This is a genomic window from Clostridium oryzae (genome assembly GCF_002029235.1).
GTDB lineage: Bacteria > Bacillota > Clostridia > Clostridiales > Clostridiaceae > Clostridium_AE > Clostridium_AE oryzae.
This window is the reverse complement of the sequence record NZ_MZGV01000036.1, coordinates 16016-42700: the sequence shown is the minus strand read 5'-3', so window position 1 is coordinate 42700 and position 26685 is coordinate 16016. Positions and strand designations below refer to the sequence as shown.

The 26685-nt window shown below is 33.3% G+C and carries 20 protein-coding genes and 2 pseudogenes; 6 read left to right on the top strand and 16 right to left on the bottom strand.

The window, feature by feature from the left end; genetic code table 11:
* From CLORY_RS15095 to CLORY_RS15085, 3 genes and pseudogenes are all read right to left on the bottom strand, one after another.
* The coding region (locus CLORY_RS15095; RefSeq protein ID WP_139376056.1) for a putative ABC transporter permease at positions 1–458 on the bottom strand (458 nt) is incomplete at its 3' end.
* A gap of 131 nt (positions 459–589) precedes the next feature.
* Positions 590–1231: pseudogene (locus tag CLORY_RS24245) on the bottom strand (SPASM domain-containing protein).
* A gap of 257 nt (positions 1232–1488) precedes the next feature.
* On the bottom strand, positions 1489–2100 hold the full coding sequence (locus tag CLORY_RS15085; RefSeq protein WP_079425929.1) for a class I SAM-dependent DNA methyltransferase: 612 nt from the start codon (positions 2098–2100) through the stop codon (positions 1489–1491).
* Positions 2101–2224: 124 nt separating this feature from the next.
* Between CLORY_RS15085 and CLORY_RS15080 the strand changes: the two are divergent.
* Together CLORY_RS15080 and CLORY_RS15075 are read left to right on the top strand one after the other, a co-directional pair.
* Positions 2225–2665 (top strand): annotated as a pseudogene (locus tag CLORY_RS15080) (LysR family transcriptional regulator); the annotation flags it as partial.
* Between the two features lie 344 nt (positions 2666–3009).
* Entirely contained in the window at positions 3010–4128 is a 1119-nt protein-coding gene (locus CLORY_RS15075) for a 5-methyltetrahydropteroyltriglutamate--homocysteine S-methyltransferase (RefSeq protein ID WP_079425924.1), read from the top strand.
* Positions 4129–4258: 130 nt separating this feature from the next.
* On the opposite strand, the gene CLORY_RS15070 is transcribed toward CLORY_RS15075, so the two are convergent.
* Positions 4259–6586 carry a hydratase gene (locus CLORY_RS15070; protein WP_079425921.1) on the bottom strand — a complete coding sequence of 776 codons (2328 nt, stop codon included), beginning with the start codon at positions 6584–6586 and terminating at the stop codon, positions 4259–4261.
* Positions 6587–6712: 126 nt separating this feature from the next.
* Here CLORY_RS15070 and CLORY_RS15065 point away from each other — a divergent pair, with 126 nt between their 5' ends.
* Positions 6713–7594, top strand: coding sequence for a LysR family transcriptional regulator (locus tag CLORY_RS15065; RefSeq protein ID WP_079425918.1), 882 nt, complete (start codon positions 6713–6715; stop codon positions 7592–7594).
* Between the two features lie 75 nt (positions 7595–7669).
* Here CLORY_RS15065 and CLORY_RS15060 read toward each other — a convergent pair whose 3' ends face one another.
* The 4 genes from CLORY_RS15060 to chvE form a co-directional block, all read right to left on the bottom strand.
* Positions 7670–8077, bottom strand: coding sequence for a DUF2892 domain-containing protein (locus CLORY_RS15060; RefSeq protein WP_079425914.1), 408 nt, complete (start codon positions 8075–8077; stop codon positions 7670–7672).
* Positions 8078–8243: 166 nt separating this feature from the next.
* Entirely contained in the window at positions 8244–9407 is a 1164-nt protein-coding gene (gene mmsB / locus CLORY_RS15055) for a multiple monosaccharide ABC transporter permease (RefSeq protein WP_079425911.1), read from the bottom strand.
* Positions 9408–9409: 2 nt separating this feature from the next.
* A complete protein-coding gene (mmsA, locus tag CLORY_RS15050; protein WP_079425909.1) occupies positions 9410–10945 on the bottom strand; it encodes a multiple monosaccharide ABC transporter ATP-binding protein in 1536 nt (511 codons plus the stop codon).
* Positions 10946–11032: 87 nt separating this feature from the next.
* Positions 11033–12115 carry a multiple monosaccharide ABC transporter substrate-binding protein gene (gene chvE / locus CLORY_RS15045; protein ID WP_079425907.1) on the bottom strand — a complete coding sequence of 361 codons (1083 nt, stop codon included), beginning with the start codon at positions 12113–12115 and terminating at the stop codon, positions 11033–11035.
* A gap of 310 nt (positions 12116–12425) precedes the next feature.
* Between chvE and CLORY_RS15040 the strand changes: the two genes are divergently transcribed.
* The gene (locus CLORY_RS15040) at positions 12426–13577 is read left to right on the top strand and encodes a cell wall-binding repeat-containing protein (protein ID WP_079425904.1); all 1152 of its coding nucleotides are present in this window, start codon (positions 12426–12428) and stop codon (positions 13575–13577) included.
* 47 nt (positions 13578–13624) lie between these two features.
* Here CLORY_RS15040 and CLORY_RS15035 read toward each other — a convergent pair whose 3' ends face one another.
* From CLORY_RS15035 to CLORY_RS15020, 4 genes are all read right to left on the bottom strand, one after another.
* The gene (locus CLORY_RS15035; protein ID WP_079425900.1) at positions 13625–13840 is read right to left on the bottom strand and encodes a heavy-metal-associated domain-containing protein; all 216 of its coding nucleotides are present in this window, start codon (positions 13838–13840) and stop codon (positions 13625–13627) included.
* A gap of 51 nt (positions 13841–13891) precedes the next feature.
* Positions 13892–16351 (bottom strand): heavy metal translocating P-type ATPase, encoded by a 2460-nt coding sequence (locus CLORY_RS15030; RefSeq protein ID WP_079425897.1) that lies wholly within the window; start codon positions 16349–16351, stop codon positions 13892–13894.
* Positions 16352–16363: 12 nt separating this feature from the next.
* Positions 16364–16627 (bottom strand): metal-sensing transcriptional repressor, encoded by a 264-nt coding sequence (locus CLORY_RS15025; protein WP_079425894.1) that lies wholly within the window; start codon positions 16625–16627, stop codon positions 16364–16366.
* A 310-nt stretch (positions 16628–16937) separates the two neighbouring features.
* Positions 16938–17309: a four-helix bundle copper-binding protein gene (locus tag CLORY_RS15020; RefSeq protein ID WP_079425892.1), complete on the bottom strand. Its 372-nt coding sequence runs from the start codon at positions 17307–17309 to the stop codon at positions 16938–16940.
* Positions 17310–17682: 373 nt separating this feature from the next.
* On the opposite strand from CLORY_RS15020, the gene CLORY_RS15015 reads away from it, so the two are divergent.
* Positions 17683–19542, top strand: coding sequence for an APC family permease (locus CLORY_RS15015; protein ID WP_079425891.1), 1860 nt, complete (start codon positions 17683–17685; stop codon positions 19540–19542).
* 114 nt (positions 19543–19656) lie between these two features.
* On the opposite strand, the gene CLORY_RS15010 is transcribed toward CLORY_RS15015, so the two are convergent.
* From CLORY_RS15010 to CLORY_RS15000, 3 genes are read right to left on the bottom strand one after another with little or no spacing between them, the layout of a single operon-like run.
* Positions 19657–21258: an extracellular solute-binding protein gene (locus tag CLORY_RS15010; RefSeq protein WP_207652217.1), complete on the bottom strand. Its 1602-nt coding sequence runs from the start codon at positions 21256–21258 to the stop codon at positions 19657–19659.
* Positions 21259–21302: 44 nt separating this feature from the next.
* Positions 21303–22211 carry a carbohydrate ABC transporter permease gene (locus CLORY_RS15005; RefSeq protein ID WP_079425889.1) on the bottom strand — a complete coding sequence of 303 codons (909 nt, stop codon included), beginning with the start codon at positions 22209–22211 and terminating at the stop codon, positions 21303–21305.
* Between the two features lie 18 nt (positions 22212–22229).
* Positions 22230–23171 (bottom strand): ABC transporter permease, encoded by a 942-nt coding sequence (locus CLORY_RS15000; RefSeq protein ID WP_079425887.1) that lies wholly within the window; start codon positions 23169–23171, stop codon positions 22230–22232.
* 394 nt (positions 23172–23565) lie between these two features.
* Here CLORY_RS15000 and CLORY_RS14995 point away from each other — a divergent pair, with 394 nt between their 5' ends.
* Positions 23566–24588: a LacI family DNA-binding transcriptional regulator gene (locus CLORY_RS14995; RefSeq protein ID WP_079425885.1), complete on the top strand. Its 1023-nt coding sequence runs from the start codon at positions 23566–23568 to the stop codon at positions 24586–24588.
* 104 nt (positions 24589–24692) lie between these two features.
* Here CLORY_RS14995 and CLORY_RS14990 read toward each other — a convergent pair whose 3' ends face one another.
* Positions 24693–26669, bottom strand: coding sequence for a glycoside hydrolase family 13 protein (locus tag CLORY_RS14990; protein WP_079425883.1), 1977 nt, complete (start codon positions 26667–26669; stop codon positions 24693–24695).
* Positions 26670–26685: the final 16 nt, after the last annotated feature.

The window sequence follows — 26685 nt, the reverse complement described above, 5'->3', positions numbered from 1 at the left end:
ATATTATTTACTTTATTAGGAGCATATAGAACTACTTTATAGATAATGGGATGAATAAATTGAACTAATAGGACTGCTAGAATTCCCCATATAATAGAATTTCTAAGGCAAACATATCCATTAATATTAGCAAACTCGTTGCTATAATCCCACCACTTACGGTTAAAAATATTATTTAAAATAATTCCTGTACTATATTCAAGCGCTGTGATTAAAACGATTGAAACTAAAATATCAACTATTATAAAACTAAATTCATTTCTGACATAAATGTTAAGCCACGATGAAACTTTGATTACTATTACAGCTCCAAATCCATACACAGGACAAAAACATCCTGTTAAGAAACCCCTATTTACAAATCTACCTTTTTCTAAGCTTACAGAAGTAGTTTCAAGTACCCATCCTAAAAAAGAGTAAATTGAAAAAAATAGAAATACTATAACGTAATATTTCATCGTATTCCCCCTAGTTTTTATTTGGCCTAAAATATACTTATCATAAACCCGGATAAATAATTATAGCCTTCTTAAATGTCTATGCTGAAACACGAATTTAAATGACAGTTAATATTTTTTATCTACGATGTTTATAGCTCTGAGTTATTGGGAAACATCTTTGGAGTATTAACAATTTTCCTCACTTCACTGCTTTTTTCAAAAAGGAGACATCCACCCTCATGTTCTCCAACAAGCATACCCGTTTCATTCAGCTCTTTAAATAATGGTGATTTTAGTGCCTGTATAAGACTTGTATCATTCAAATTAGTATCTGAATAAGGAGAGAAAGGACACGGTTCAGCTGCCCCATCAACATTTACATAAAAAAATTCCCTAGTAACTGTAACAGATACGCCATATAAAATTCCTTTTTCATAAAGCTTATTTATTACACTCATTAAAATATTATATGTCCCCTCCCCCTTCTTTCATCTGTTTGCTGCATATTACCTTCAATGCTCAGCATAGGCACAAGATTTGTTAGCTCAGGCATAACAGCCTTTACAAAATAAATTACAATTACTAGTTATGCTGCAAATAAGAAATGCAGGAACATTTTTCCGTATCTTTAAGAACTTTTCTCTCTTCTTTTTTGACTCCTTGCTTGTTATTACATATTTAGTAACAAAGGCTGTTTCCTTAGGATTTTTTAACGATGCTTTTACTATACCTTTAACAATATTTTGTACTCCTTGATTAATATATTCTGATAAAATAAACTCTTTTTCCAATATGAACATCCCCCTAATAGCTATAATTGTAATACTTAATATCTGTCCTTAACTAATTTCCAAAAAATCCATAAAAGTACTTTTCAAATTAATTATAATTATATATATAAATATTATCAAGTATCAAGTTAAATTTATTTATACAATTAAGATTCTATATTAAATTAATTAAATATCATTTTCATATATTGTAATATTCACTAATGCTATTTAGGTTGATTTTATTTTAATATTTCGTCAAGTCAATATCCATTAATTTACTTTTTTCCCTTTGCTAAAAATAATGAATATTTTATTATTTCACCATCTATCTCTTTTTCACCATGAAAGAATGTATTGATCTCAACATCTGTAAAACCTACATCTCCAAAAATATCTTTCATCTGATGCTGATTAAATCCATTATGGCCGTCAAAACCTGATTCATTCTTATGAAAGGTACCATCTTCTTCATCTAAATCCACGATAACTAAATAGCCGTTATCATTAAGTAGACCATAAAAAATTTCAACAATTTTTTTAGTATCCTTTATGTGGTGTAAAACCATGGAATTGTAAATAACATCATATCTTTCATCTATAACCTTCTCATTTTCCAGGTATAAATGCTTGGCTGTCATGTTTTGTATTTTATGATTATTTATTTTATCTTTAAGTATTTCTATCATTCCTTTAGATGAATCAATAAGCGTAATATGCTTAAATTTATCATAAAGATTAAAGCTCACAAGGCCAGTACCGCAGCCAAATTCCATCGCAGAATAATTCTCATCAATATCTATTGATTTTACTATTTCATCGGCTATAACCTTAGCTCTTTTAATCCTTTTATCTGTATCCCAGCTTTTAGCTTGTTCATCAAAACTCATCTTAATCCCCTCCAAACTATTTGAATCGTAACCTTATTATACCAAGTACTAATAATGGTTTTCAATAAAATATATATGCTATAATTTTATACAAGCTATATTTATTAATGAAAGGGTGAACACATTGACTCTTCAGCAATTAAAATATGCAATTGAGGTAGCAGGTAAAGGCTCTATGAGTGAAGCTGCCAAAAACCTATTTATTTCTCAGCCTAGTCTTTCCAGTGCGATTAAAGATTTGGAAAAAGAGATAGGTATAACTATATTTACACGTACTAATAAAGGTATTATTTTATCAATAGAAGGTGTTGAATTTATCGGTTATGCAAGACAGGTAGTTGAGCAGACAGAACTTTTGGAACAGAAATACCTAAATGCAAAACCATCTAAACAAAAGTTTATGGTGTCCACTCAACATTACTCTTTTGCAGTCAATGCCTTTGTATCTTTAATTAAAGAATACGGATTTGACGAATATGAATTTACATTAAAAGAAACAAAAACCTATGAAATAATTGATGACGTTAAAAATCTTAGAAGTGAAATAGGAATCCTATATATAAGCTGTACCGCTAGATGTAGATGAATATATGAGAGTTGGTATCATCCTGCATAAAAACTTAACATTAAGCAGGCTTGGCGAAATTTATGTACAAGCTTTGAGACAAAGCACCAATAGCTTGATATAGATAAAAACTATGGCAAACTATATATTTTATATATTATGCTATAGCAAAACTATATACTATAATTTTATATAAGCAATGTGAAAGATTGATTTAATACTATTGATATCCTTGAAGCAGCGAATTTAAAATCTGCTTAAATCATCAATTTTCAATTAATGATGTTTTTCAGTAAATTAAGATTATAACAATTATGTATATAGAAATATCAGGAGGTAACAGTATGAATACAAAAATAAAAAATGCGCCCTTTAAATATGATATTGTAGGTAGTTTTTTGAGACCAGAAAAATTGAAGGATGCTAGAAGAAAATTTGATGCAAAAGAAATTTCTGCTAATGACTTAACACAAATTGAAGACGAATGCATTAAAGATTTGATTAAAAAGCAAAAGAGTTTAGGTCTTAATGTCATCACTGATGGAGAATTCAGAAGAAGCTGGTGGCACCTTGACTTTATGTGGGGACTTAATGGAATTAATAAAGTTACAGTAAATAAAGGTTATATTTTTAACGACGAAGAAACCAGAGCAGAGTCAGCAGCGGTAACTGGCAAAATTACTGGTAAAAGCCATCCATTTGTAGAGCATTTTAAATATGTTAAATCCTTTGAAACTGACGGAGTTATTGCAAGACAGACTATCCCTGCTCCAGCACAACTGCTGGCTGAACTTCAAAGAAATACCGGCAAAGAGCCAACAAGCTTTTATTATCCTGATGAAACTGAATTAATAATAGATATAGCAGCAGCTTATCATACAGTTATTATGGATCTATATAATGCTGGATGCAGGAACGTTCAACTTGATGATTGCACCTGGGGAATGTTTTGCGATAAAAAATACTGGGAAGCAAGGCAGAAAAGCAACATTGATATAAGGCATATTACTGAACAGTATATAAAGGTTAACAACCTGGCAATTAATGATTTGCCGAAAGATTTAGCAGTAACTACACATGTATGCAGAGGTAATTACCATTCTACCTGGGCTTCTCAGGGTGGATATGAACCTATTGCAGAGGAACTATTTGCAAAGCAAAATGTGGATGCTTATTATCTAGAGTTTGATGATGAGCGTTCCGGTGGCTTTGAGCCTCTTAAACATGTAAGTCCAAATAAACAAGTTGTTTTAGGATTAATTACAACTAAATGCCCTAAGCTAGAGGACAAAGGTTATATAAAAAGCAGAGTTCTAGAGGCTTCAAAGTATGTACCGCTGGAAAGATTATGCTTAAGCCCTCAATGCGGATTTGCATCTACTGAGGAAGGAAACATACTTACTGAAGAAGAACAGTGGAGCAAAATTAAACTAGTAAAAGAAATAGCAGCTCAAATTTGGTAAAAAGAGTAGGAAGTGATTTCCGTCGGCTGAGTTATCCACAATCGAAAAAAAAGAAATGTTGTAGCACTACGAAGATTGATCCGTTCATGCCACAACATTTCTTTGTAAACCTATAACTTTCCACTTTTACCTATTTATTTGCATAATAGTTAATTAGGCAACCTGACAGTATGATATCTTTTTCGTCTTCTGTCAGCGAACTTATCTTCAAAGTTATATTTCTGTTGCCTTTAGCGCTAATTACTTTTGCATTAAATGCTTCTCTTCCGCTTGCTATGGCTTGTCTTATATCTTTCACAAAAATATAATCTCCAACTTCAAAACTATTTTCTGAACTGTCAATTATGAATGGAATCATGCCCCAGTTTATCAAATTACTTCTATATCTCTTCGTAGCATATTCTTCAGCTATATTAGCTGCACCACCAAGAACTCTCTGGCAGGAAGCAGCTTGTTCTCTAGCAGAACCATCCCCTGGTTTTATTGCAAAAATTACACTTCCAACTTCGGTATTCCTGATAAGCTCCTTCAAATTCTCACTGCTGCCCCCATTGGCAGCTTCAAATACGTTAATAAGTTCTGTATCCAAAACCCTATTTTCTTTTATTGCTGTACTTCTTAAAGTTTCTAGTTCTTGTACAGCTTTAGCTCTTCCAACATATTCAGGATCTTTTCTAGACAAAGCAAACTCTGCTAGCTTCAGTGGGTTTGATCGGTAGGAAGAAGTCTCGCCCGATGGTATAAGCTCATCTGTCGTAGTTACAGGGTCATTTATTACGGATACCATCTTTAATAAGATATTTTCCGATAAAGCTGGCATAGCCGGCCAATCAGCTATATTAGGACCATACTTTAATTCACTTTCCTTCTCTGCCTTCTGGAAACCAAAATAAACTCTATTTTCGTAAACCTTGCTGTTAAAATTGTAGTTAATTTCTTCATCTGGTACATCTATCTCTGTAGCAGGAGTCAAATAGCCTCCGTTTACTGCAGTAGCAGCAATAGACATTGCATCCATTAATGCAACAGCAGATATCTGTCCAGCTCCTGGCTTTGATCCTTCTCTGTTAGGGAAGTTTCTTGTAGTATGTCTAATACTAAAACCATTGTTAGCTGGTACATCTCCAGCGCCAAAACATGGACCGCAGAAAGCAGTTTTAACAATACTTCCTGTCTCCATAAGTTTTCCGATAGAACCATCCTTTATAAGCTGCATATAGATTGGCTGACTGGCTGGGTAAACATTCATTGTAAAATAATCATTGCCTATAGAATTAGCATTCATAATTCCAGCTACTTTGTGTATATTTTCATAAGTTCCGCCGGAACATCCTGCAACTATTCCCTGATCAACTCTTATTCTTCCATCTATAATCTTATCAGCTAGTCCAAATTTAATCTTCGGATTATCAATCTGCTTTTGAACATCAGCCTCTACCGCTGTTAGTATTTCTTTTGCGTTTTTATTAAGCTCTGCTATAGCATATACATTACTTGGATGGAAAGGCAGTGCAATCATAGGTTCAACTTTGCTGAGATCTACTTTAATCAATCCATCATAATAAGCAACAAGACCTGGCTGCAGTTTTGCATAACTTTCCTCACGTCCATGAATTTTGTAATATTCTTCAACTTTATCATCTGTGCACCAGATAGAGCTTAAACATGTAGTCTCTGTAGTCATAACATCAATACCATTTCTGTAATCTACAGATAGATTGCTTATTCCTGGTCCTACAAATTCCATTACCTTGTTCTTTACAAAACCTTTCTTGAACACAGCACCAATAATAGCAAGAGCTACATCCTGAGGCCCAACTCCAGCTTTAGGCTTTCCTTCCAAATAAACAGCTATAACTTCTGGAGATGATACATCATAGGTCTTATTTAAAAGCTGCTTTACAAGTTCAGGGCCGCCTTCTCCCACTGCCATAGTTCCAAGAGCTCCATATCTTGTATGGCTGTCTGAACCTAAAATCATACTTCCGCAGCTTGCCATCATTTCTCTCATATATTGATGGATTACAGCCTGATGAGCTGGTACATAAATTCCGCCGTACTTTTTAGCCGCAGATAATCCAAACATATGATCATCTTCATTTATCGTTCCGCCTACTGCACATAAACTGTTATGGCAGTTTGTAAGTACATAGGGAATAGGAAATTCTTTAAGTCCGCTGGCTTTTGCTGTTTGAATAATTCCTACATAAGTAATATCATGAGAAGCCATAGCATCAAACTTTATCCTTAGGTTCTTCTCGTCACCAGATTTGTTATGATTCATTAAAATACTATATGCTATCGTATTTTTTCTTGCCTTATCGCTATTTAGAAGTTCTTTTACTGATGCGATTTCCTTTACCTGAGCTGCTATTTTGTCTATATTTATGTCATCATCATGTGCTATAATTGTATTTCCATTATAAAGATACGTACCTTTATTAATTATTTCTACCATTTTTTCGCACCCCGCATTATAATAAATTCTGCTTTTTCCCTTTCATTATATCAAATTATGATATATACTTAAAATATTTAAATAATATATTATTCATACATTAAAAATATAAGTAGGTGATATCTTATGGACTTACGCAGTCTAAACTATTTTTTATGTATAATAGAGGAAGGAAATATATCAAAAGCAGCCAAAAAGCTTCATATAGCTCAGCCTCCCCTAAGTCATCAGCTGAAACTGCTAGAAGATGAACTTGGAGTAAAACTGATTGAAAGAAATACCCGCAGCCTTCAAATCACTGAGGCTGGCAAAGCTCTAGCTGAAAGAGCTAAACAGATACTTAACCTCACAGAGAACACTAAAAAAGAAATAAAAGATATTAGTCAGGGCCTTCAGGGTACGTTGTCCATAGGTACTGTATCTTCCGCAGGTGCTGTAATATTACCTGATATAATCTATCAATTTCATCAAAAATATCCAGATATAAACTTTGAAATACTAGATGAGGATACAAGTAAGATAATTCAACTGCTTTCAAGCGGTGTAGTTGAAATAGGTATAATAAGAACACCTTTCGATAACGATATGTTTGAAACTATAAACTATGCTGAAGATCCGATGATAGCTATAGCAAAAAACTTTGAGTGTGAAGAAGAACCAGATGTCATAACTTTCGAATATCTTAAGGAGATACCATTAATAGTTCAAAAAAGATACGAAAAGAAAATAAGACATTTGTGTAAGAGCTATGGTTATGAACCCCATATATTGTGTAAAAGCAATGATGTAAGGACAATATTAATGCTTGCAAATATAGGTATGGGCGTAGCTATAGTTCCTAAAAACTGCTTAAATCTGATTCCTAATTCAGACTTAGAATATGTGATTATAGATGAGCCAAACTTTAATATTGGCACGTCTATATTGTGGTCCAAAGATAGATACCTTTCAAATGTGGCTCAAAGGTTTATTGAAAACATGCAAAACCATATGCCTAGCATAATATAGAATTCTAAAATTACTACTGGCAATATAGAAATACCGTGAGATCACTTCACGGTATTTTTTCCATTTAAATAATATTTACTGATAAAGAAACTTATTAAGGCTGTTTTTTTCTAAGTTTATTTCGTCGCTCGTCCTTACACCCATCAAGCGAAATAGCGGCAATGGTGGACACCAGCCTTCAAGTGCATGTTTTAATAGAAATGCTGAAGCAACACCACCCAATACAGCCCATCTCTTCTTGCGGGTAACAATTGCTGAATAGCTGCTAAATACCAATATCGCACCCGCGGTGGTTTCTAATACTCTTTCAATATCCCATTCTCTATCTAGTTCATCTATTCTATCTAAAATCTCTCCTGTGCTTCTAGTTTTATAGTACGCAATATTTTCCCGAGTAGTTTTATCAATTTTATAATTAATTTTAGCATTCGTACAAAGCCTTACTCTCTTAGCAGTAGGCGGCAATTTTATATTCATCATCATTTTTCTCCTCCTAACATCCTGTTTTATATTTAGTTTTCTCTAATACCTAAAATTTATAAATAATTATAATTACAGCAGTAATACTAAAAAAGCTGTTAATGGCTGGTATTTATCTAATCCAGCCGTTAACAGCTTATAAAAAACAATTTATTTTATAAAGATATAGCTATGCATTCTTAGATTTTGAGTATACATCAAAGGCTACAGCTAATAGTAATACCAATCCTTTTATAGCTTGCTGCCAGTCAATACCAATACCCATCAATGACATACCATTGTTCATAACTCCCATTACAAGACCACCGATAATTGCTCCCATAATAGTTCCCTTACCACCACTTGCAGATGCTCCTCCGATAAAACAAGCTGCTATAGCATCAAGTTCAAAGTTCTGTCCTGCATTTGGTGTTGCTGCATTTAATCTAGCTGCAAAAACTATTCCTGAAAGTGCTGCAAGTATTCCCATATTAATAAAAACTAAAAATGTTATACGTTTAGTTTTTACACCGGAAAGTCTAGCTGCTTTTTCACTTCCTCCTAGAGCATAAATGTGTCTTCCAATTACAGTTTTAGTAGTCACAAATGTATATATAGCAATTAAAGCAAACAATAATACTAGTACGTTAGGAATTCCTTTATACTGTGCTAAAGTAAAAGTAAAAGCGTTTATTACAGCAACTATACCAGCTATTTTCAATATTAATAGGCTTTGAGGTATCGTAGTAAAATTATATTTCTTCTGATCGTTTCTTTTTCTTACTTCAAAAATAACGTAAACTAATGAGAATATTATTCCTATTAATATAGTTGTTATATGCATTCCGTTTCCATGAAAAAAGTCAGGAATAAAACCGGAACTTATCTTTTGAAAACCCTGTGGATATGGAGCTATAGAAGTTCCATCAAGAGCTACCATTGTTATTCCTCTGAAGATAAGCATGCCTGCTAAGGTAACGATAAATGCAGGTATCTTAACGTATGCAATCCAGAATCCCTGCCAAGCACCTATCACAGCACCGATAACTAATGCTATAGCTATTCCTAAAATAAAGTTTACATGCATGTTTATTATCAATATCGCTGAAACAGCACCGATAAACGCCGCAGTAGATCCTACAGACAAGTCGATATGAAAAGCGACTATAACAAGCAGCATTCCAATTGCTAGTATGAGAATGTAACTATTTTGAAGTATTAGATTTGTAATATTTAAAGGTTTTAGTAAAGTTCCTCCAGAAATCACTTGGAAAAACAACATTATTACAGCTAAAGCAATTACCATACTATATTGCTTAATATTATCTTTAAACATGTTCTTTAATGACTCCATCATTATACCCCCTGTTTATTGCTTATGATAAATCTCATAATTTTTTCTTGTGAAGCTTCTTTGCCATCTATCTCTCCTACCATTTTTCCTTCATTCATAACGTAGATTCTATCACTCATTCCTAAAATTTCGGGCAGCTCAGAAGATATGATAACTACTGCTTTTCCTTCCGCAGCCAATTGATTTATAATGCTGTATATCTCATATTTAGCACCTACGTCGATTCCACGGGTAGGCTCATCTAGTATAAGAACATCTGGCTCAGTAAAGATCCATTTAGCTAATACTACCTTCTGCTGATTACCGCCGCTAAGATTACCGGTCTTCTGCAGTATGCTTGAACATTTTATTTTCAGATCTTTTCTTAATTTCTCTGTTTGAACTATTTCTTCATTTTCATTAATAACAAATCCGTTAGAAACTTTACGCAAATTAGCCAAAGTCGTATTTGCTTTTATATGATCTATTAAAACTAGTCCATACTCTTTTCTATCTTCACTTACATAAGCTAACCCATTTTCAATAGCCTTATTTACATTATTTAAATGAATCTCTTTGCCCTTAATTAGCGTTTGTCCACTTATTTTCTTTCCATAGGATTTTCCGAAGAGACTCATCGCAAGCTCTGTTCTTCCTGCTCCCATCAATCCCGCTATTCCAACTACCTCTCCTTTTTTAACGTTAAAGCTTACATTGTCAATAACCTTTCTATCATCCAAGATTGGATGAAATACATTCCAATTTTTAACTTCAAATATTTTCTCGCCTATCTTAGCTTGTCTAGTAGGATAACGATTGGTTAGTTCTCTTCCTACCATTCCTTTTATTATTCTATCTTCAGTTATGTGATCTTTGTGTGTATCTAGCGTTTCGATACTTTGACCATCTCTTATTATTGTTATTGAATCTGCTACTTTAGAAATTTCATTTAATTTATGTGAGATAATTATAGATGTAATACCCTGTTTTTTAAGTTCCAGCATCAAATTTAACAGATTTTCACTATCATCTTCATTCAATGCTGCTGTGGGTTCATCTAAAATCAATAACTTAACTTTCTTAGCTAATGCTTTAGCGATTTCAACAAGCTGCTGCTTACCTATACCTATATTCATGATTAATGTATTAGGTTTTTCAGTTAAACCAACTTTCCCGAGTAGTTCCTTAGTCTGCTTGGTTGTTTCATTCCAATCAACTATGCCTCTTTTTCCTCTTTCATTTCCTAAAAAGATATTTTCCGCAATAGATAAAAACGGAATTAGAGCTAATTCTTGATGAACTATTACAATACCAAGTTCTTCACTGCTTTTAATATTTTTAAATTCACATAGATTCCCATTAAATAATATATCCCCTGTGTAGGTTCCATGAGGATATACACCGCTTAAAACCTTCATAAGAGTAGATTTTCCAGCACCGTTTTCACCGCAAAGGGCATGAATTTCTCCTTTTTTAACCTTTAGATTAACATCATTAAGTGCCTTTACTCCGGGAAATGTTTTTGTGATATTTCGCATTTCTAGTATAATATCTGACATACAATTTCATCCCCTTTTATTCTGATATTTAATTTAGTGATGGTATTTATTTTATACCATCACTAAATTCTGCTTTTGTATAAAATTCTATTTTGCAAGCTGAGATTCTGAATAATATTTGCTATCTACCAATACTTCCTTATAGTTATCCTTATCTACAACAACAGGATTACATAAGAAAGAAGGTACAACTTTTACTCCATTGTTATATGTCTTATTGTCGTTAGTTTCTGGTTTTTTATTATTTAAAACATCGTCTGCCATTTCAACTGCCTTTTGAGCCAATTGTCTTGTATCTTTGAATATTGTTGATGTCTGCTCTCCCTTTATGATAGATTTAATTGATGGAAGTTCAGCATCCTGTCCAGTTATGATTGGCATAGGCTGACCTTTAGTTCCATATCCAACACCCTTTAAGGATGAGATAATTCCAATACTGATGCCATCATATGGAGACAATACTGCATCTACTTTAGCAGAAGTATAGTTTTTGCTTAATAGGTTGTCCATTCTTGCCTGAGCAGTAGCTCCATCCCATCTCAATGTAGCAACTTGTGAGAATTTAGTTTGTCCACTTTTTACAACTAACTTACCTTTGTCTATATATTTTTGTAAAACAGACATTGCTCCATTAAAAAAGAAGGTTGCATTGTTATCATCAGGTGAACCTGCAAATAGCTCTATATTGAATGGTCCTTTTCCTTTATCTAAACCTAATTTTTCTTCTATATATGTCGCTTGAAGAACACCAACTTTGAAATTATCGAAGGTTGCGTAGTAACTAACATAAGGGCTCTTTGTAATCAAACGGTCATATGCAATTACAGGTATTTTTGCTTCGTGAGCCTTCTCTAACACATCAGTTAATGCCGATCCATCTATTGAAGCAACTACCAAAACGTTTACACCTTTAGTAATCATGTTTTCTATCTGTGAAATCTGATTTTGCACGTTGTCTTGTCCATACTGTAAATCCGTTTTATAGTTAAGTTTCTTGAATTCATTAACCATGTTGTTACCATCATCTATCCATCTTTGAGAAGACTTTGTAGGCATCGATATACCAACTTTTTTAGCTTTGCTGCCGCTAGCTCCACCATTGGCCTTTCCACACGCAGCCAAACTTAATGTCATAGCTAACGCCATTAATAAAGAAGCAACTTTTTTCATTTTAATCCCCCCGTGAATTATATTGTTATTTATATACTAAGAAAACTTTATTGCAAGATTTTCTTAATCGTTTACAAAAGCTATTCTATCATCTTCGACATATCATTGCAACAAATTATTCATATTTATTTATGTATTTTTAATTCCACTATATGAATTTAAAATAAACTTTTCTACTTTTTAACAGTAATATGTTTTACATAAGTTTTCCAATAATTAATTAAAACATTTCAAAATGCAGGTGATATCAATTAGCCAATACAAAAATTTAGCATATTATATATATGAATAAATAATTATGGTGAAGCCAATGGATAATATAATTAATTCATGTCCTCTAACATTAAATACCACAAGAATCTGTGGAAAAAGTGAAATAAATTATGCAGTGGAAATTTCAAAGATAGGTTTTTCAAATATGAAACCTAACGCTGTAATACTAATAAACAAAGATGAAGTTTTTGATGGTATACTAGCCTCTCCCTTAGTTCATTTTCCAATAAATGCTCCTATACTCCTTACAGATCCATACAGATTATCAAAAGAAACACTAGCAGAAATTCAGAGATTATCTCCAAAAGGTCACGAAGGTATCAAAGTTTATTTAATAGGAAATCTATCTTCTGAACTAGAGAATGAGCTTAACTCTAAAGGTTATACAAGTAAACTAATTACAGGCAGAGATCATTATGAAACAGCCTGCCAGATACCTGCTGAGCGAAAAAGTTTCAAGAATATACTAATTATTTCAGGGCAAGATTATTCCGAAGGAATAGTGTCCTCTTACTGGTCTGCACATCACGGAGATCCAATACTTTTTGTTATGAAAAACCGCATTCCTGAGTGTACATTAAATGTTATTAAAAGTATGCCAAATATAAACCTTTATATAATAGGTTCAACAAAAACTATTTCTGCTTCTGTCGAAGAGGCTTTATCCAGGCTTTCTAATGTAAAAAAGCTATCAAGGATATCAGGAAATTCTCCTTACGATGTAGCAGTTAATTTTGCAAAGTACAAAAGCGAGAGCGGTGAATTTGGATGGGGAAGAAACTACAAAGACGGTCACGCTTTTGCGTTCGGTACTATTGAGGACCCTATGAAAATCGTATCTTCAGTAATTCTTGCACATATGGGAAAACATACGCCTCTTCTATTAATCAAGAAAGACAGCATACCCAAAACTGTATCAAACTACCTTTACGAAGTAAAACCTATGCCACCTATGAATATGCCCCGTCCCCCTTTTATGCATGGGTTCATATTAGGTAACACTAATAATATAACCTATGATAATCAAGTTAAAATTGAAGATATAATTTCTTTAGAACATGAAATGATGCATATGATGATGGATAATCATGAAATGATGCAGGGCGAGCACCGTCCTCTTGAAGACTATAACATTAGTAATTTAGGGTACAAGTTTAAAAATGAAAAAATAAATCATTTAATAAATTAAAACTAAAAAACGTCCCGATAATCATCAGGACGTTTTCATCTAAATTTTTATTTATCTGAAATATTAACTATATCATATCCAGCTTCTTCAATAGCAGTCGCTATATCTGTATTGCTGACTTTGCCATCTGTCTCAATAGTTGCTGATTTTGATTCAAGACTAACTTGAACCTTGCTTACACCTGCCAAAGATTCCAGTGCCTCAGTCACATGTTTTACACAATGAGCACAGCTCATACCCTCTATTGATATTTCTTTTTTCATTTTAATATCTCTCCTTTCATATATATAAACCAATTCTTAGTTTTAATCATGTTACTTAATTGGTTTAAATCCTTTTAATCTTAATGCATTTAATAAAACTGACACTGAGCTGAAGCTCATAGCAGCTGCTGCTATAATTGGATTTAATAATGGGCCTCCAAAGATGTATAGAATTCCCATAGCAACAGGTATGCCAAGCGTATTGTAACCAAAAGCCCAGAATAAATTTTGTTTAATATTCAATATAGTTTTTTTACTTAATTGTATAGCAGTAGGAACATCCATCAGATCGCTTCTCATAAGAACAATATCTGCTGATTCCATTGCAACATCTGTACCTGACCCGATAGCTATACCAATATCAGCTTGCGCAAGAGCTGGTGCATCGTTAATACCGTCACCTACCATGGCCACTTTTTTACCCTCTTGTTGAAGTTTTTTGACCTCATTAGCCTTATCCTGTGGAAGAACCTCTGCAAGAATCCTGTCAATGCCCACCTGTTTAGCTATAGCCTCAGCAGTTCTTTTATTATCTCCAGTAATCATTGCTACTTCAATTCCCATACGATGAAGTTTTTCTATAGCTTTTCTGCTATTCTCCTTTACAGTATCAGCAACTGCAATAATACCTGCCAGCCTTCCTTCAATAGCAATATACATCGGCGTTTTTCCTTCACCAGCTAATTTATTCGATGTATTCTCCAAGTCTTGAAATAAAACATTATTATCAATCATCAGCTTTTTGTTTCCTAATAAAATATTCTTTCCGTCTATTTTAACTTCTATTCCATAGCCTGGTATCGCCTTGAAGAACTCCAATTTTTTGACTTCTATATTTTTTTCTTCTGCATGCTTTACGATAGCTTCTCCTAAAGGATGCTCAGATCCTTTTTCTGAAGATGCAGCTATCTGCAGTAAATATGCTTCACTAGTTCCTTCTGAGGCTACTATATCAGTAACCTTCGGCTTACCCTCTGTTATAGTACCCGTTTTATCAAATACTATCGTTCTTATTTTGTGTGTAGTTTCCAGTGCAACACCACTTTTTATCAAAACACCGTATTCTGCACCTTTGCCAGTACCAACCATTATGGCTGTTGGTGTAGCCAGTCCTAACGCACATGGACATGCAATAACAAGCACTGATATAAATATCGTTAATGCAAAAATAGCTGTTTCACCACCAATAAAATACCAAGCCAGTGCAGAAACCACAGCTATAGAGATAACCACCGGAACAAAATATCCCGAAATGACATCTGCCATTTTAGCTATAGGCGCTTTAGAGCCCTGAGCATCTTCAACAAGCTTAATAATTTGTGCCAAAGCTGTATCTTTTCCTATTTTGGTAGCTTTATATTTAATTGTACCATTCTTATTTATGCTTGCACCTATAATTGCATCACCAATATTTTTCTCTACAGGTATACTCTCTCCGGTGAGCATTGATTCATCTACAGCTGTCATTCCTTCTACTACTTCACCATCTACCGGCATCTTTTCACCCGGCTTTACAACTATTATATCTCCAACTTCTACTTCCTCAATTGATATTTCTACTTCTTTGTCATCTTTAATAACAATGGCTGTTTTAGGTGCAAGTCCCATTAGTTTCTTAATCGCTTCTGAAGTTTTACCTTTTGTAACCGCTTCTAAATATTTGCCAAGCGTAATCAACGTAATAATAACAGCAGCAGATTCAAAATATAAATCATAGGCATACTTTGTATTTCCATTAACAATCTGAACTATCGCAAATATACCATACAAGAATGCAGCTGAAGTACCCATAGCAATTAAAGAGTCCATATTAGGACTTCTTCTAAACAGAGATTTAAAACCAACTGTAAAAAATCTATGTCCAGCCACTATTACAGGAAGAACTAATATTAGCTGTATAATACCGAAATTAATCGGATGCATCATAGGATCTATGAATTGCGGTAAATGAAAGCCTACGGGTTCTCCAAACATATGTCCCATAGTAATGATTAATAGTGGTACAGAGAATACTAATGAAATTATAAACCTATTCCATAGTGATTTAATTTCTTTCTCCTTCTTCTTTTTGTCTAGATCAATAGTGATTTCTTCTTCTAGCGCCTTATAACCTGCTTTTTCTATAGTTTTTTTAATATCCGAAACCTTGACAATTAATGGGTCATAACTTATATTTAATTTTTCTGTTGCAAAATTTACATTTGACTCCGTAACTCCATCAAGCTTTTGGGTAACTCTTTCAACCGTCTTAGCACAGGCGGCACAAGTCATTCCTTCTATTTTTAATGTTTTGCTCATAGCTTCAATAACAGCTTTATAACCAGCCTTCTCTATAGCTGCCTGTATATCTTGTGTTGTCACCTTGGTCTCGTCAAAGTTTATATTTAGTTTTTCTGTTGCAAAATTTACGCTTGCCTCAGTAACTCCTTCAAGCTTTTTAGAAGCTCTTTCCACAGCTTTTGCACAGGCAGCACAGGTCATTCCTTCTATTTTTAACGACTTTGATGTCATTTGATTCCCCTCCTATTTAGTAATTTTAGATAGTATATCTATAATCTCTGCAACCTTCTCTTCACCATTATCATGTTTAAATGCATCCTTTACACAATGGTTCATATGCTGTTTTAAAATCATCAGATTTGCTTTTTTTAATAGTGATTGAGCTGCAATAATCTGGTTTGATATATCTACACAATATCTTCCTTCTTCTAGCATCTTAATTATTCCGTCAATCTGCCCTTTCGCTGTCTTAAGTGACATCAGTGTTCTCATTTTCTGTTCATTCATGCCCTTATCCTTTCAATATCTGTTAATCTAGTATATTTACGAACACCGCCCCACCCCCAGGGGGGGATTGCATCTTAAGTATAACCATTTCGATTCTTTGTGTCAACTATTTTATATAGATTTTCTTAATATAGCTTTGCTCATTACTTTATGTTGTAAATATTGATATCCTGTTGTATTTTTACTATATGATAATTAAAATCTATGTAGATTATATGAAGAAATAAGATAATGATTAAACTCTTATTTCTTCATATTATTTTATCTAACTGTTCTATTAAAATGTATAGTGTAATAATAAGTTTTGGACTTACATATTAATCATCCTTTTACATTCATCGGCACACTGTCGGCAAACATCTGCACATGCTTTACAATGTGGATCTTTAAACATTTCACATTCAGTAGCACACCTTTCACATATTGTAGCGCATAAACTGCATATTTCTTTGATATTACCACTGCCTCTTGATATATAGCAAAATGTAGTAGAGCAAATTTCAGCACAATCCTGTAATGTTTTAATACAATTCATTCTTGCTCTAACATCATCTTCTTGTAGACATAAATTTGCGCATTCCTGGCACACCTGCACGCATTTACCACATAGATCAATACATCTTTGCATAGGATTCCCTCCCGTAATAAGTGAATCTACCGGTTTATTCATAGTTGCTTCCATTGTTAATTCCTCCTAATTTATTATGATTTTACTTATATATTTTGTGCTCACAGCAAAATAATATGTACTGTTTATAATGTCATTGCATTTAGCTGGCTGATAGTCATAATTTTCATTTTCAATATAAAATTTAATAATTTGATTAAAATTAAGTTGGAATTTAAGTCACATTTTGTAATTATATATTAATATCAAGTGATTTTTTCGACCCATTCAGTATAATTAGTCAAGAATGTGACAAAATAATCGTTGTATTCGTATACATTCATCTTTATCAAGTTCTTCCTGCAGCTCTCTTATATGTCAATGCATTGCTATTATATATATTCTTACTATAAAATAGCTTAGATTAGATATTTCTAGGAGGATGAAAATGCTTAATAAATTTATGGACATTCTACTTGGTGAACCGTTAGCAAATGAACAAAGTAGTCACGAAAAATATAATATTCCTTTTGGGCTTGCAATTATGGCAAGTGATGCAATATCGTCAGTGGCTTATGCAGCACAGGAAATACTTTTTGTATTAATTGTATTAGGTGCAGCTGCCTATGAATGGTTGACATGGACTTCTTTTATGATCATTGGCCTATTGGTAATACTTACGATTTCTTATATTCAAATTATCAGAGCTTATCCTCAGGGAGGAGGAGCATACAAAGTAGCTAAAGAAAATCTAGGTGATCGCGCTGGATTGTCTGCAGGTGCAGGGCTTATAATAAGCTACATACTTACTGTAGCAGTGAGTGCTAGTGCCGGAGCAGATGCTATTATCTCAGCATTTAGCAGCTTAATGCAATTTAAAGTTGTCTTTGTTGTAGCTATAATCATTATTCTTACAATATTAAATCTGCGAGGAATAAGTGAATCATCAAAGATTTTTGCAATACCTACATATATATTTATTTTCAGTATGATTTTTATGATCATTTTTGGTTTCTTTAAATACTTTGTATTAAATATCCATCCTGAACCTTTATATTCTATTCCAGCAAAAGCAGCAGAGCCGCTAACAGTTTTTCTTATCCTGAGAGCGTTTTCCTCTGGATGTTCTGCATTAACTGGCGTAGAAGCTGTAAGTAACTCTGTACCAAACTTTAAAGAGCCCAGCCAGCAAAATGCGAAGAATGTTATGCTGCTATTAGCTGGATTAATTCTTATAATATTCGGAGGTTCGTCAATCCTTGCAATTTTTTATACTGCTGTACCGATCACAAACGGTCCTACCGTTATTTCACAGATTGCATATGGTGTTTTCAATCATGGAATAATGTATTACTTAATTCAGTTTAGCACTGCAGTTATTTTACTTATGGCATGTAATACTGCTTTCACAGGTTTTCCAATGTTAATGTATATAATGGGGAAAGACGGTTTTGTTCCAAGGCAATTTACAATCAGAGGTAAAAGATTAAGCTTTTCTGTTGGAATTATTGCTTTATCTACCGTGGCAGCTCTTTTAGTCATTATCTTTAATGCAGATACTCATAGATTGATTCCATTATATGCCGTGGGAGTGTTTGTTTCGTTTACTTTAGGCCAATTTGGCATGGTAATCCATTGGAAAGAAGAGCATGAAAAAGGCTGGTTTAAACGAGCTATTATTAACGGTTTCGGCGCCCTAGTTACTCTGCTTACTACAATAATAATTCTTATTGAAAAATTTAATGAAGGAGCCTTTATAGTTGTATTTTTAATTCCTCTTATAGTTTTTACACAAATGAGAATTGGTAAGCATTATAAGAGAGTCGCCTCTCATCTAAGTATAAGTAAACTAAACCTTAGAAAGGTTGATTTAAAAACGAAATATATCCATATTGTAATAGTACCTATAGCTAGTCTAAACAAGGCAACTATCGGTGCACTTCAATATGCACAGAGTATTAGCGAAAATGTCATTGCAATCAATGTTTCCACAGATAAAAAAGAAATGGAGAAATTACAGACAAGGTGGAATGAATTAGATACAGATATATTACTCGTTGCAAAATATTCACCTTATAGAGCGATTATTACTCCTCTTCTAAAGTATATTGAACAAATTGCAAATGCCGCTAGTGAAGATGAGAAAATCACAGTAGTTGTTCCACAATTTGTCACTCATGAACGATGGGGAGAAGTTCTACATAATCATACAAGTTTCTTTATCAGAGAAACTTTACTGAGAAACAACAACATAGTTGTATCCACTTTTCCTTATCATCTTACAGACGAAGATACATCAGCAAATTAAAAAGCAAACATATGATATATGAGCGTAGAAAAAAGGCATCTGTTAATTTGTTATAACAAATTACAGATGCTTTTTTTCTACGCTTATTGGTTTAAGTTTATAATTTTTCTATTTCTATTTAACCTTTTCATATCTGTTATAGCCATCAGTATAAATCTTGACCAGTTTGTCAAGTCCCATATCTTTAAGTTTCTTTACATATGCATCCCAACCTTGATCAATGCCGCCTTTTATAATCCATTTTGCACGAGTTTGCTGTACATAGGTATTTATATCTGTAGTCAAAGTTGGAAGCTCTTCGTTTTCATCATTCGTATACATTACTTTAGGGAAAGGAGTTGTAACATAAGGATCACCAAGCTTGCCAAGCTCTATTTTGAGTCCGTCTCCACTCTTTGGTGACAACTTAATTTTTTTCTTGAAATCAGCACTTATATACTTTGGACTAAAGCTACGTAGACTTTGATCCCAATACCATGCATCTGCACTAGTTCCTTTAGGTGGATCATTTAATGTATAAGTATTGTCGCTATTTTTCTTAACTACAGTTCCAATTGCTCCCCAGAAATTCTGAATGCTTGCTTCTCCAGTGTAAAACTGATCTATCCATCTTGCTGCAACTTCTGGATACTTACATGAAGTACTAATTTCTGCTGAATTTCTGCCTATTGATCCATTACCATTGGGATCACCACTAGCATATTGTTTTCCGTCCGGCCCTTTTATTGGTGCAATAGCTTCGTACTGACTTGACCATTTTCCAAAAGTAGCATCCGGTGTCCATGCATATGTGAAACCAACTCTAGCTGCATCAGGAGCTTGTCTTTTAGATGTTACCATTGTAGCATCCTCAGTAAAGGCTTCACGATCAATAAGTCCTTCAGAATATAATTTTTGAAGCCACTTAATCCCTGCCTTGTACTGTTCTGATGTAGGATAATACTCTAGACTTCCATCACCCTTTACAATCATATTGTTGCCATTAAGATCTGTAATGCCAAAAGGATTCAATAAATCCATAGAAGCAATATCAATAATTGGAATTTCATCAGCTTTACCATTACCATTTGGATCTTTAGTCTTAAATGCTTGTAGTACTTTTTCCAACTCATCTATAGTTGTAGGCTCTTTCATTCCAAGTTTCTTAAGCCACGTTTTATTAATGATAGGTTGATTACAAACCTTAGGAAGTATGGGAAATGCACTCCCAAAACTATACATTTTTCCATCAGGAAATGTAACTGTTTTTTTTAAATCAGGATACTCTCTCAAAGCGGTCTGGTAGTTAGGCATATATTTTTTTACCAAATCATCAACTGGTCTGAACAGGCTTTCATTATTTACTATGTCAGAATCGCTAAAAGTACCATCACCAATAATAATATCAGGAAGCTCACCTGAAGATAACAGCACTTGTTTCTGAGTATCCCAATCATTTGAAGACTTTATCTCCCATTTAATCTTAACATTTGTTTTGGTCTCTAGATCCTGCAGCCACTTATTCTTTGTAAAGCTATCACCCATGTTTGCCCATCTCATTGTCAATACTTTAAACGTAACAGGTTTTTTAACTATAGGAAGCCCTTTAGTCTGAAAACCATTCGCTTTTTCAGTATTATGTTTAGTAGCATCCTTACCCTTACAGCCAATCATACCTCCACATAATACTCCAGCTAATACTACAAAGCTGATAGATCGTTTTAATGCTTTTTTCACTTTTAATCCCCCTTTATTGTTAATTTATTTATATGATAAAGCGCTTAGCCTTTGACTGCGCCAATCATAACACCTTGATTGAAATATTTTTGTACTAATGGATAAATACACATAATTGGCAGTGTAGAAACTATAATTACAGAATAACGCATTAGATTAGAAAGACGCAGTGCGATCTGTGCCGCTTCACCACTTCCCATGGAACTTTGCATATCATTTACAATCAAAATATCACGTAAAATCAACTGCAAAGGGTATAGCGAAGCGTTTTTTAAATAGATTAATGCATTGAAGTATGAATTCCACATTCCAACTGCTGTCCACAATCCAATAACCGCAATAACTGCTTTAGACAGAGGCAAAACGATTTGGAAAAAGTACCTCAGGTTACTACAGCCGTCTATCTGAGCTGCATCCCATAATTCTTCCGGAATACTGCTCTGAAAAAAGGTACGTGCTACAATAATATTGAATACCGATACTGAAAAGGGTAGAACCATTACTGCGAAGGTATTATATAGATGAAATTGCTTTATAGTTAAAAATGTTGGAACTAAACCGCCGTTAAAGAACATTGTAAAAACAAACATAAACATAATTATCTTTCTTCCAACTAGGTTCTTCCTTGATAAGGCATAAGCAGCAAAAATGTTTACTACCAATCCTATAAATGTTCCTACTATTGTGTACATGATTGTATTAAAATACCCAAGCCAAATGTCCTTGTGTTTTAATAATTCTTTATAGCCATCTAATGTAAATCCCTTTGGAAACAGCCATACCTGGCCACCCGACACCGCATATGGGTCACTAAATGAAGCTATTACTACAAAATATAAAGGATATACAATTATCAGCAAAATGATGGCCGAAATTCCATAAACGATAATATTAAAAATAGTATCCTGATGTGAATGTTTAATTTTCTTTGATATTACTGTACTACTATCCACGTGATATTCTCCTTTCTTCTACCACAAGCTGTTATCACTAACTTTTTTTGAGATTTTATTAACTGAAATTAATAGAATGAAATTAATAATCGTACTGAATAGATTGATGGCTGCTGAATAACTATATTGAGCACTAAGCAATCCAATTTTGTACACATAAGTTGATATAACCTCACTGCTTGAAACATTAAGTGTATTCTGCATTAAATATACCTTTTCAAAACCCAAGCCCATCAAGCCGCCTACTCGCAAAATTAATAAAATAACAGCTGTAGGTGCCAGCATAGAAATATCAATGTACCGGATTTTTTGCCAATTACTAGCTCCATCTATCGTAGCTGCCTCATAAAGACTAGGGTCTATAGAAGAAAGTGCAGCTAAATAAATAATGCTATCCCAACCCGTATGCTGCCAAATATCTGACCATACATAAATATGACTAAACGCTCCAGGCTCTCCCATTAAATTCGGAGCTTGTACACCAAGTAGTTTACTCATATTTCCTAATATACCTCCACTGGGTGACAGCATAAGTAAAATCAAACTAACCATGACTACTGTCGAAATAAAGTGAGGCATATAAGTAATTGTTTGAAACACCTTTTTATACCGCTTGGCTCTCATTTGATTAACTGCTAAAGCCAATATTATCGGAAACGGAAATGAAACAATCAAACTATATATATTGATAATTAACGTGTTTTTAATGGTTGTAGTAAACTGAAAAGAGTGAAAAAATTTCACGAAATACTTATACCAAGGGTCTGCCCATGGACTTCCTAAAATCCCCTTAACTGGCTGAAAATCTTTAAACGCTATCAAGACACCATACATCGGTTTATAGGTAAAACAGACTAACAAAACCACAGCTGGCAATAATAAAAGGTAAAGTCCACTGTTTTGTTTGATTCTCTTTAAAGTAGTCTTGCTTTTAGTCATTCCCAAATTAAAAATTTGCATATAAATTCCTCCATTAAAATAATGCGCATATTTCTAAACGTTTAGATTTTAGCTTATTAACTAGCATTTAAAAGCTAAGATGATAACCTATCATTTGTGTTTGATTGCCGCATTTATTTGTAGTGTTGTAGCAATATTCAATATATAAATAGGTAACATAGTTAAAATTATATAGGTTTTTCTGTTTTGAAACGTTTAAATAAATTATAAGACTTCATGTAATATTTGTCAATCAAATATTTAAACATTTTCATACGTATTTTCCCGTTATTTTGTCTAATTATTGATTATAATCCTACATAAAAAAATAAATTTAACTCAATTTTATTTTTTAAAAGTACAAATTATGTTATAATTAATCTAAATTTAAATATAGTGGATTGGAGTTAGAATATTGAATACGAAAAAAGTTACAATCAAGGATGTTGCAAAAGAAGCTGGTGTATCTATAGCAACAGTCTCATATGTTATAAATAAAATAGATAAAGTTGCTGATGACAAAATACGAAGAGTAAATGAAGCTATAGAAAAATTAAAGTACGAACCAAATCTTGCAGCCAGGAGTCTTGTAAAGCGTGAAGCTAGAATTATTGCAGTAATAACATCTGCAGAAGATAGAATCTCACTGCTCACTGCAAATCCATTTTTCCACGAATTCATTAATGGTGTTGAATTCAGATGCAGAAAAAGCGGATATTCAACTCTAATCATGGGAATAAATGATAATGAAAAATTTACAAGCATTATTAAGGGAGGCAATATTTCAGGAGTAATTGTAACAGGTTACATCAGCAAAGATAAGATTAAGATGCTGAATGACGTTACTTTTCCCACATTAATGCTAGATCAGGAAAAAGATAGTGATAATTTTATTTATTTAAATACTCAAGATGAAAAAGGTGCTTTTTTAGCTACAGAGTATCTAATAAAAAAAGGTCATAAAAATATAGGTTTGTTAACAGGACAATTATGGGAAAGTCCAGTATATAGATCAAGGTTTGACGGCTACAGAGCTGCTCTTGAAAAGAATGGTATCAAATTTATTGAAGATTATGTTTTTCAAACTCAGATTAGTTATGAGGGCGGCGTAGATATTGCTAAGCAGGTCATACCTAGTATCGGAAAAATGACATCATTATTTTGTGCGTCTGACATTGTTGCAATAGGCTTAATAAAGGAGCTTTACCATCATAATGTTTATGTACCAAAGGATTTATCAGTTATAGGTTTTGATAATATACAAAATAGCAAATACTTCATTCCTGAATTAACAACTATATCTCAAAATATTTTTGAAAAAGGCGAAAAAGCTGCAGAATTGATAATCAGTAAGCTCGATAACACTTATAAGTCTACTGATAATGAATTTATCATACCTGTAAGTCTAGTAGAAAGAGAATCTGTACTTAACCTCTAACAAAATATTGCTGCATATGGAAATCATAATAACTTTATTTTTAAAGCCTCGTTGAAGTGGTATAGCTTTCAACGAGGCTTATATTATTTAGCACACAATTTATTCTAATCTATGCAGCTAAGGTAAACAACTCCTGAAATCGCCCCAACTTTTATACCTAGGCTATTTCCACATACTTCTATGGAGTCATGATCCTTCAGTGCATTTTTAAATATATTAGGAAGTTTATAATTTGATACATTTAATTCTACTGATTTATTATCTTTAGAATTATTAACAGCAATCAATGCACATGTACTATCCAATCTTCTTAACATTACTATTACATTTTTATCCACATAAATAAATTCTACACTTCCTCTTCGCAAAACTCTATTTTCATTTCGTAATTTAGTTAACTTTTTAAATTCATTAAGCAGTGAATAATCTGGCTTTCCCCCATCTTCTTCCCAAGGAAAAGTTGCTCTATTACCTGGATCTTCACCGCCAGTAACACCCACTTCATCTCCATAATAAATTGTCGGTGCTCCTACATAGGTCATTTGAAATAATGCGCATAATAAAAGCTTCTTTTTAGCAAGCTCAATCGTTTCCTTATTATCTCCAGCTTCCCTATATCCAAACTCAAAAAGTGCTCTAGCTGTATCATGAGTTGACAACAAGTTCATTAATGCATACAATGCCTCTTCAGGATAGTTTTCTCTTTGCATTTCAAGGATGTTTACAAAATCTGCAGCTTCTCCACCATTTGCATACTCCATGATAGGATATCGAAAAAGATAGTTCATCGCAGAATCAAACTTATCTCCTAACAAATATTTTGAGCAATCAAACCAAGTCTCACAGATAGTTAGCGCCTCTGGATTTTTAAGTTTTACTTCCCTTCTCCATTCCTTCCAAAATATATCTGACTTCCAAGGCGTTACATCCATTCTCCAGCCAGCTATACCAAAGTTAAGCCAAAACTTTGTTACAGAATTCTCATCTCTATATGCAAAATCCTTATAACTATCAACTTCCGCAAACTTCGCTAAAGACGTTGCACCCAGCCAATTCTCGTATTTGTCGTCAGGTTTATCAGCCTCTTTATTAAACGAAAACCAACTATAATATGGTGAATCTTTTTGTATTTTCTCCCCCTTAAAAGCTCCTTTTCCCTCATACTTACCATACCTGTCCATATATATTGAATCAGCACCACAATGATTAAGAGAAGTATCAAGAATTATCCTTATCCCTTTTTCTCTTGCCTCTTCAATCAAATTCTTCAATTCTTCATTTGATCCAAATGCTTCATCGACCTTCATATAATCTGTGGTATCGTACTTGTGATTACTCACCGCCTGAAAAATAGGATTAATGTAGAGTGTATTAATTCCCAGTTCCTTCAGATAACCTAGTTTCTGTCTAATCCCTTCTAAATCTCCGCCAAAAAAGTCATTTCCGTTAACATTATCCGCTCCTTCAGCTCCTGCTGTATAGGGCCTATCTAGCCAATTTTTATGAAATTCAACATCTTGATTACCATAAAATTTTCTAATACCTGGTTTCGGATCGTTACTTTTATCTCCATTTTTAAATCGTTCAGGAAATATATAGTAGTATATTGCATCTTTAGCCCATTCAGGCGTCTTAAATTCAGAATCATATATGTTTTGAGTATATCTTATTACTTTGTCTTTTCGAGTGTAAATTTTTCCTAGCCCATTTGTTCCTTTTAAATCAAACACGCTATGTGAAAAGTTTTGTTCGTTGTTACCATAATAAATAGTAGTAGTATCTGTTACTAGTTCAAAGTAATATCCGTATACGTTCATATTATTAAATTTAACTGTACAACTCCAGTACTCTCTGTCTGCATCAGCCTCGCTCTTCATTAACGGATATTTAATTGTATCATAATAAGAAACTTTATCTAAATTTCCAACTATTTTTTGTATCTCAACAACAAGCCTCGCTTTTATAATCATTTTAGGTACAGCTGAAAGTGTAAATTTAATTTTAGTACCTTGCACCTGTGCTCCAAAAGGCGTCTTGCACTTTATATCCCTGGAATCAAATTGTACTGAATTAAACTTCATTATAGTTCCTCCTAAA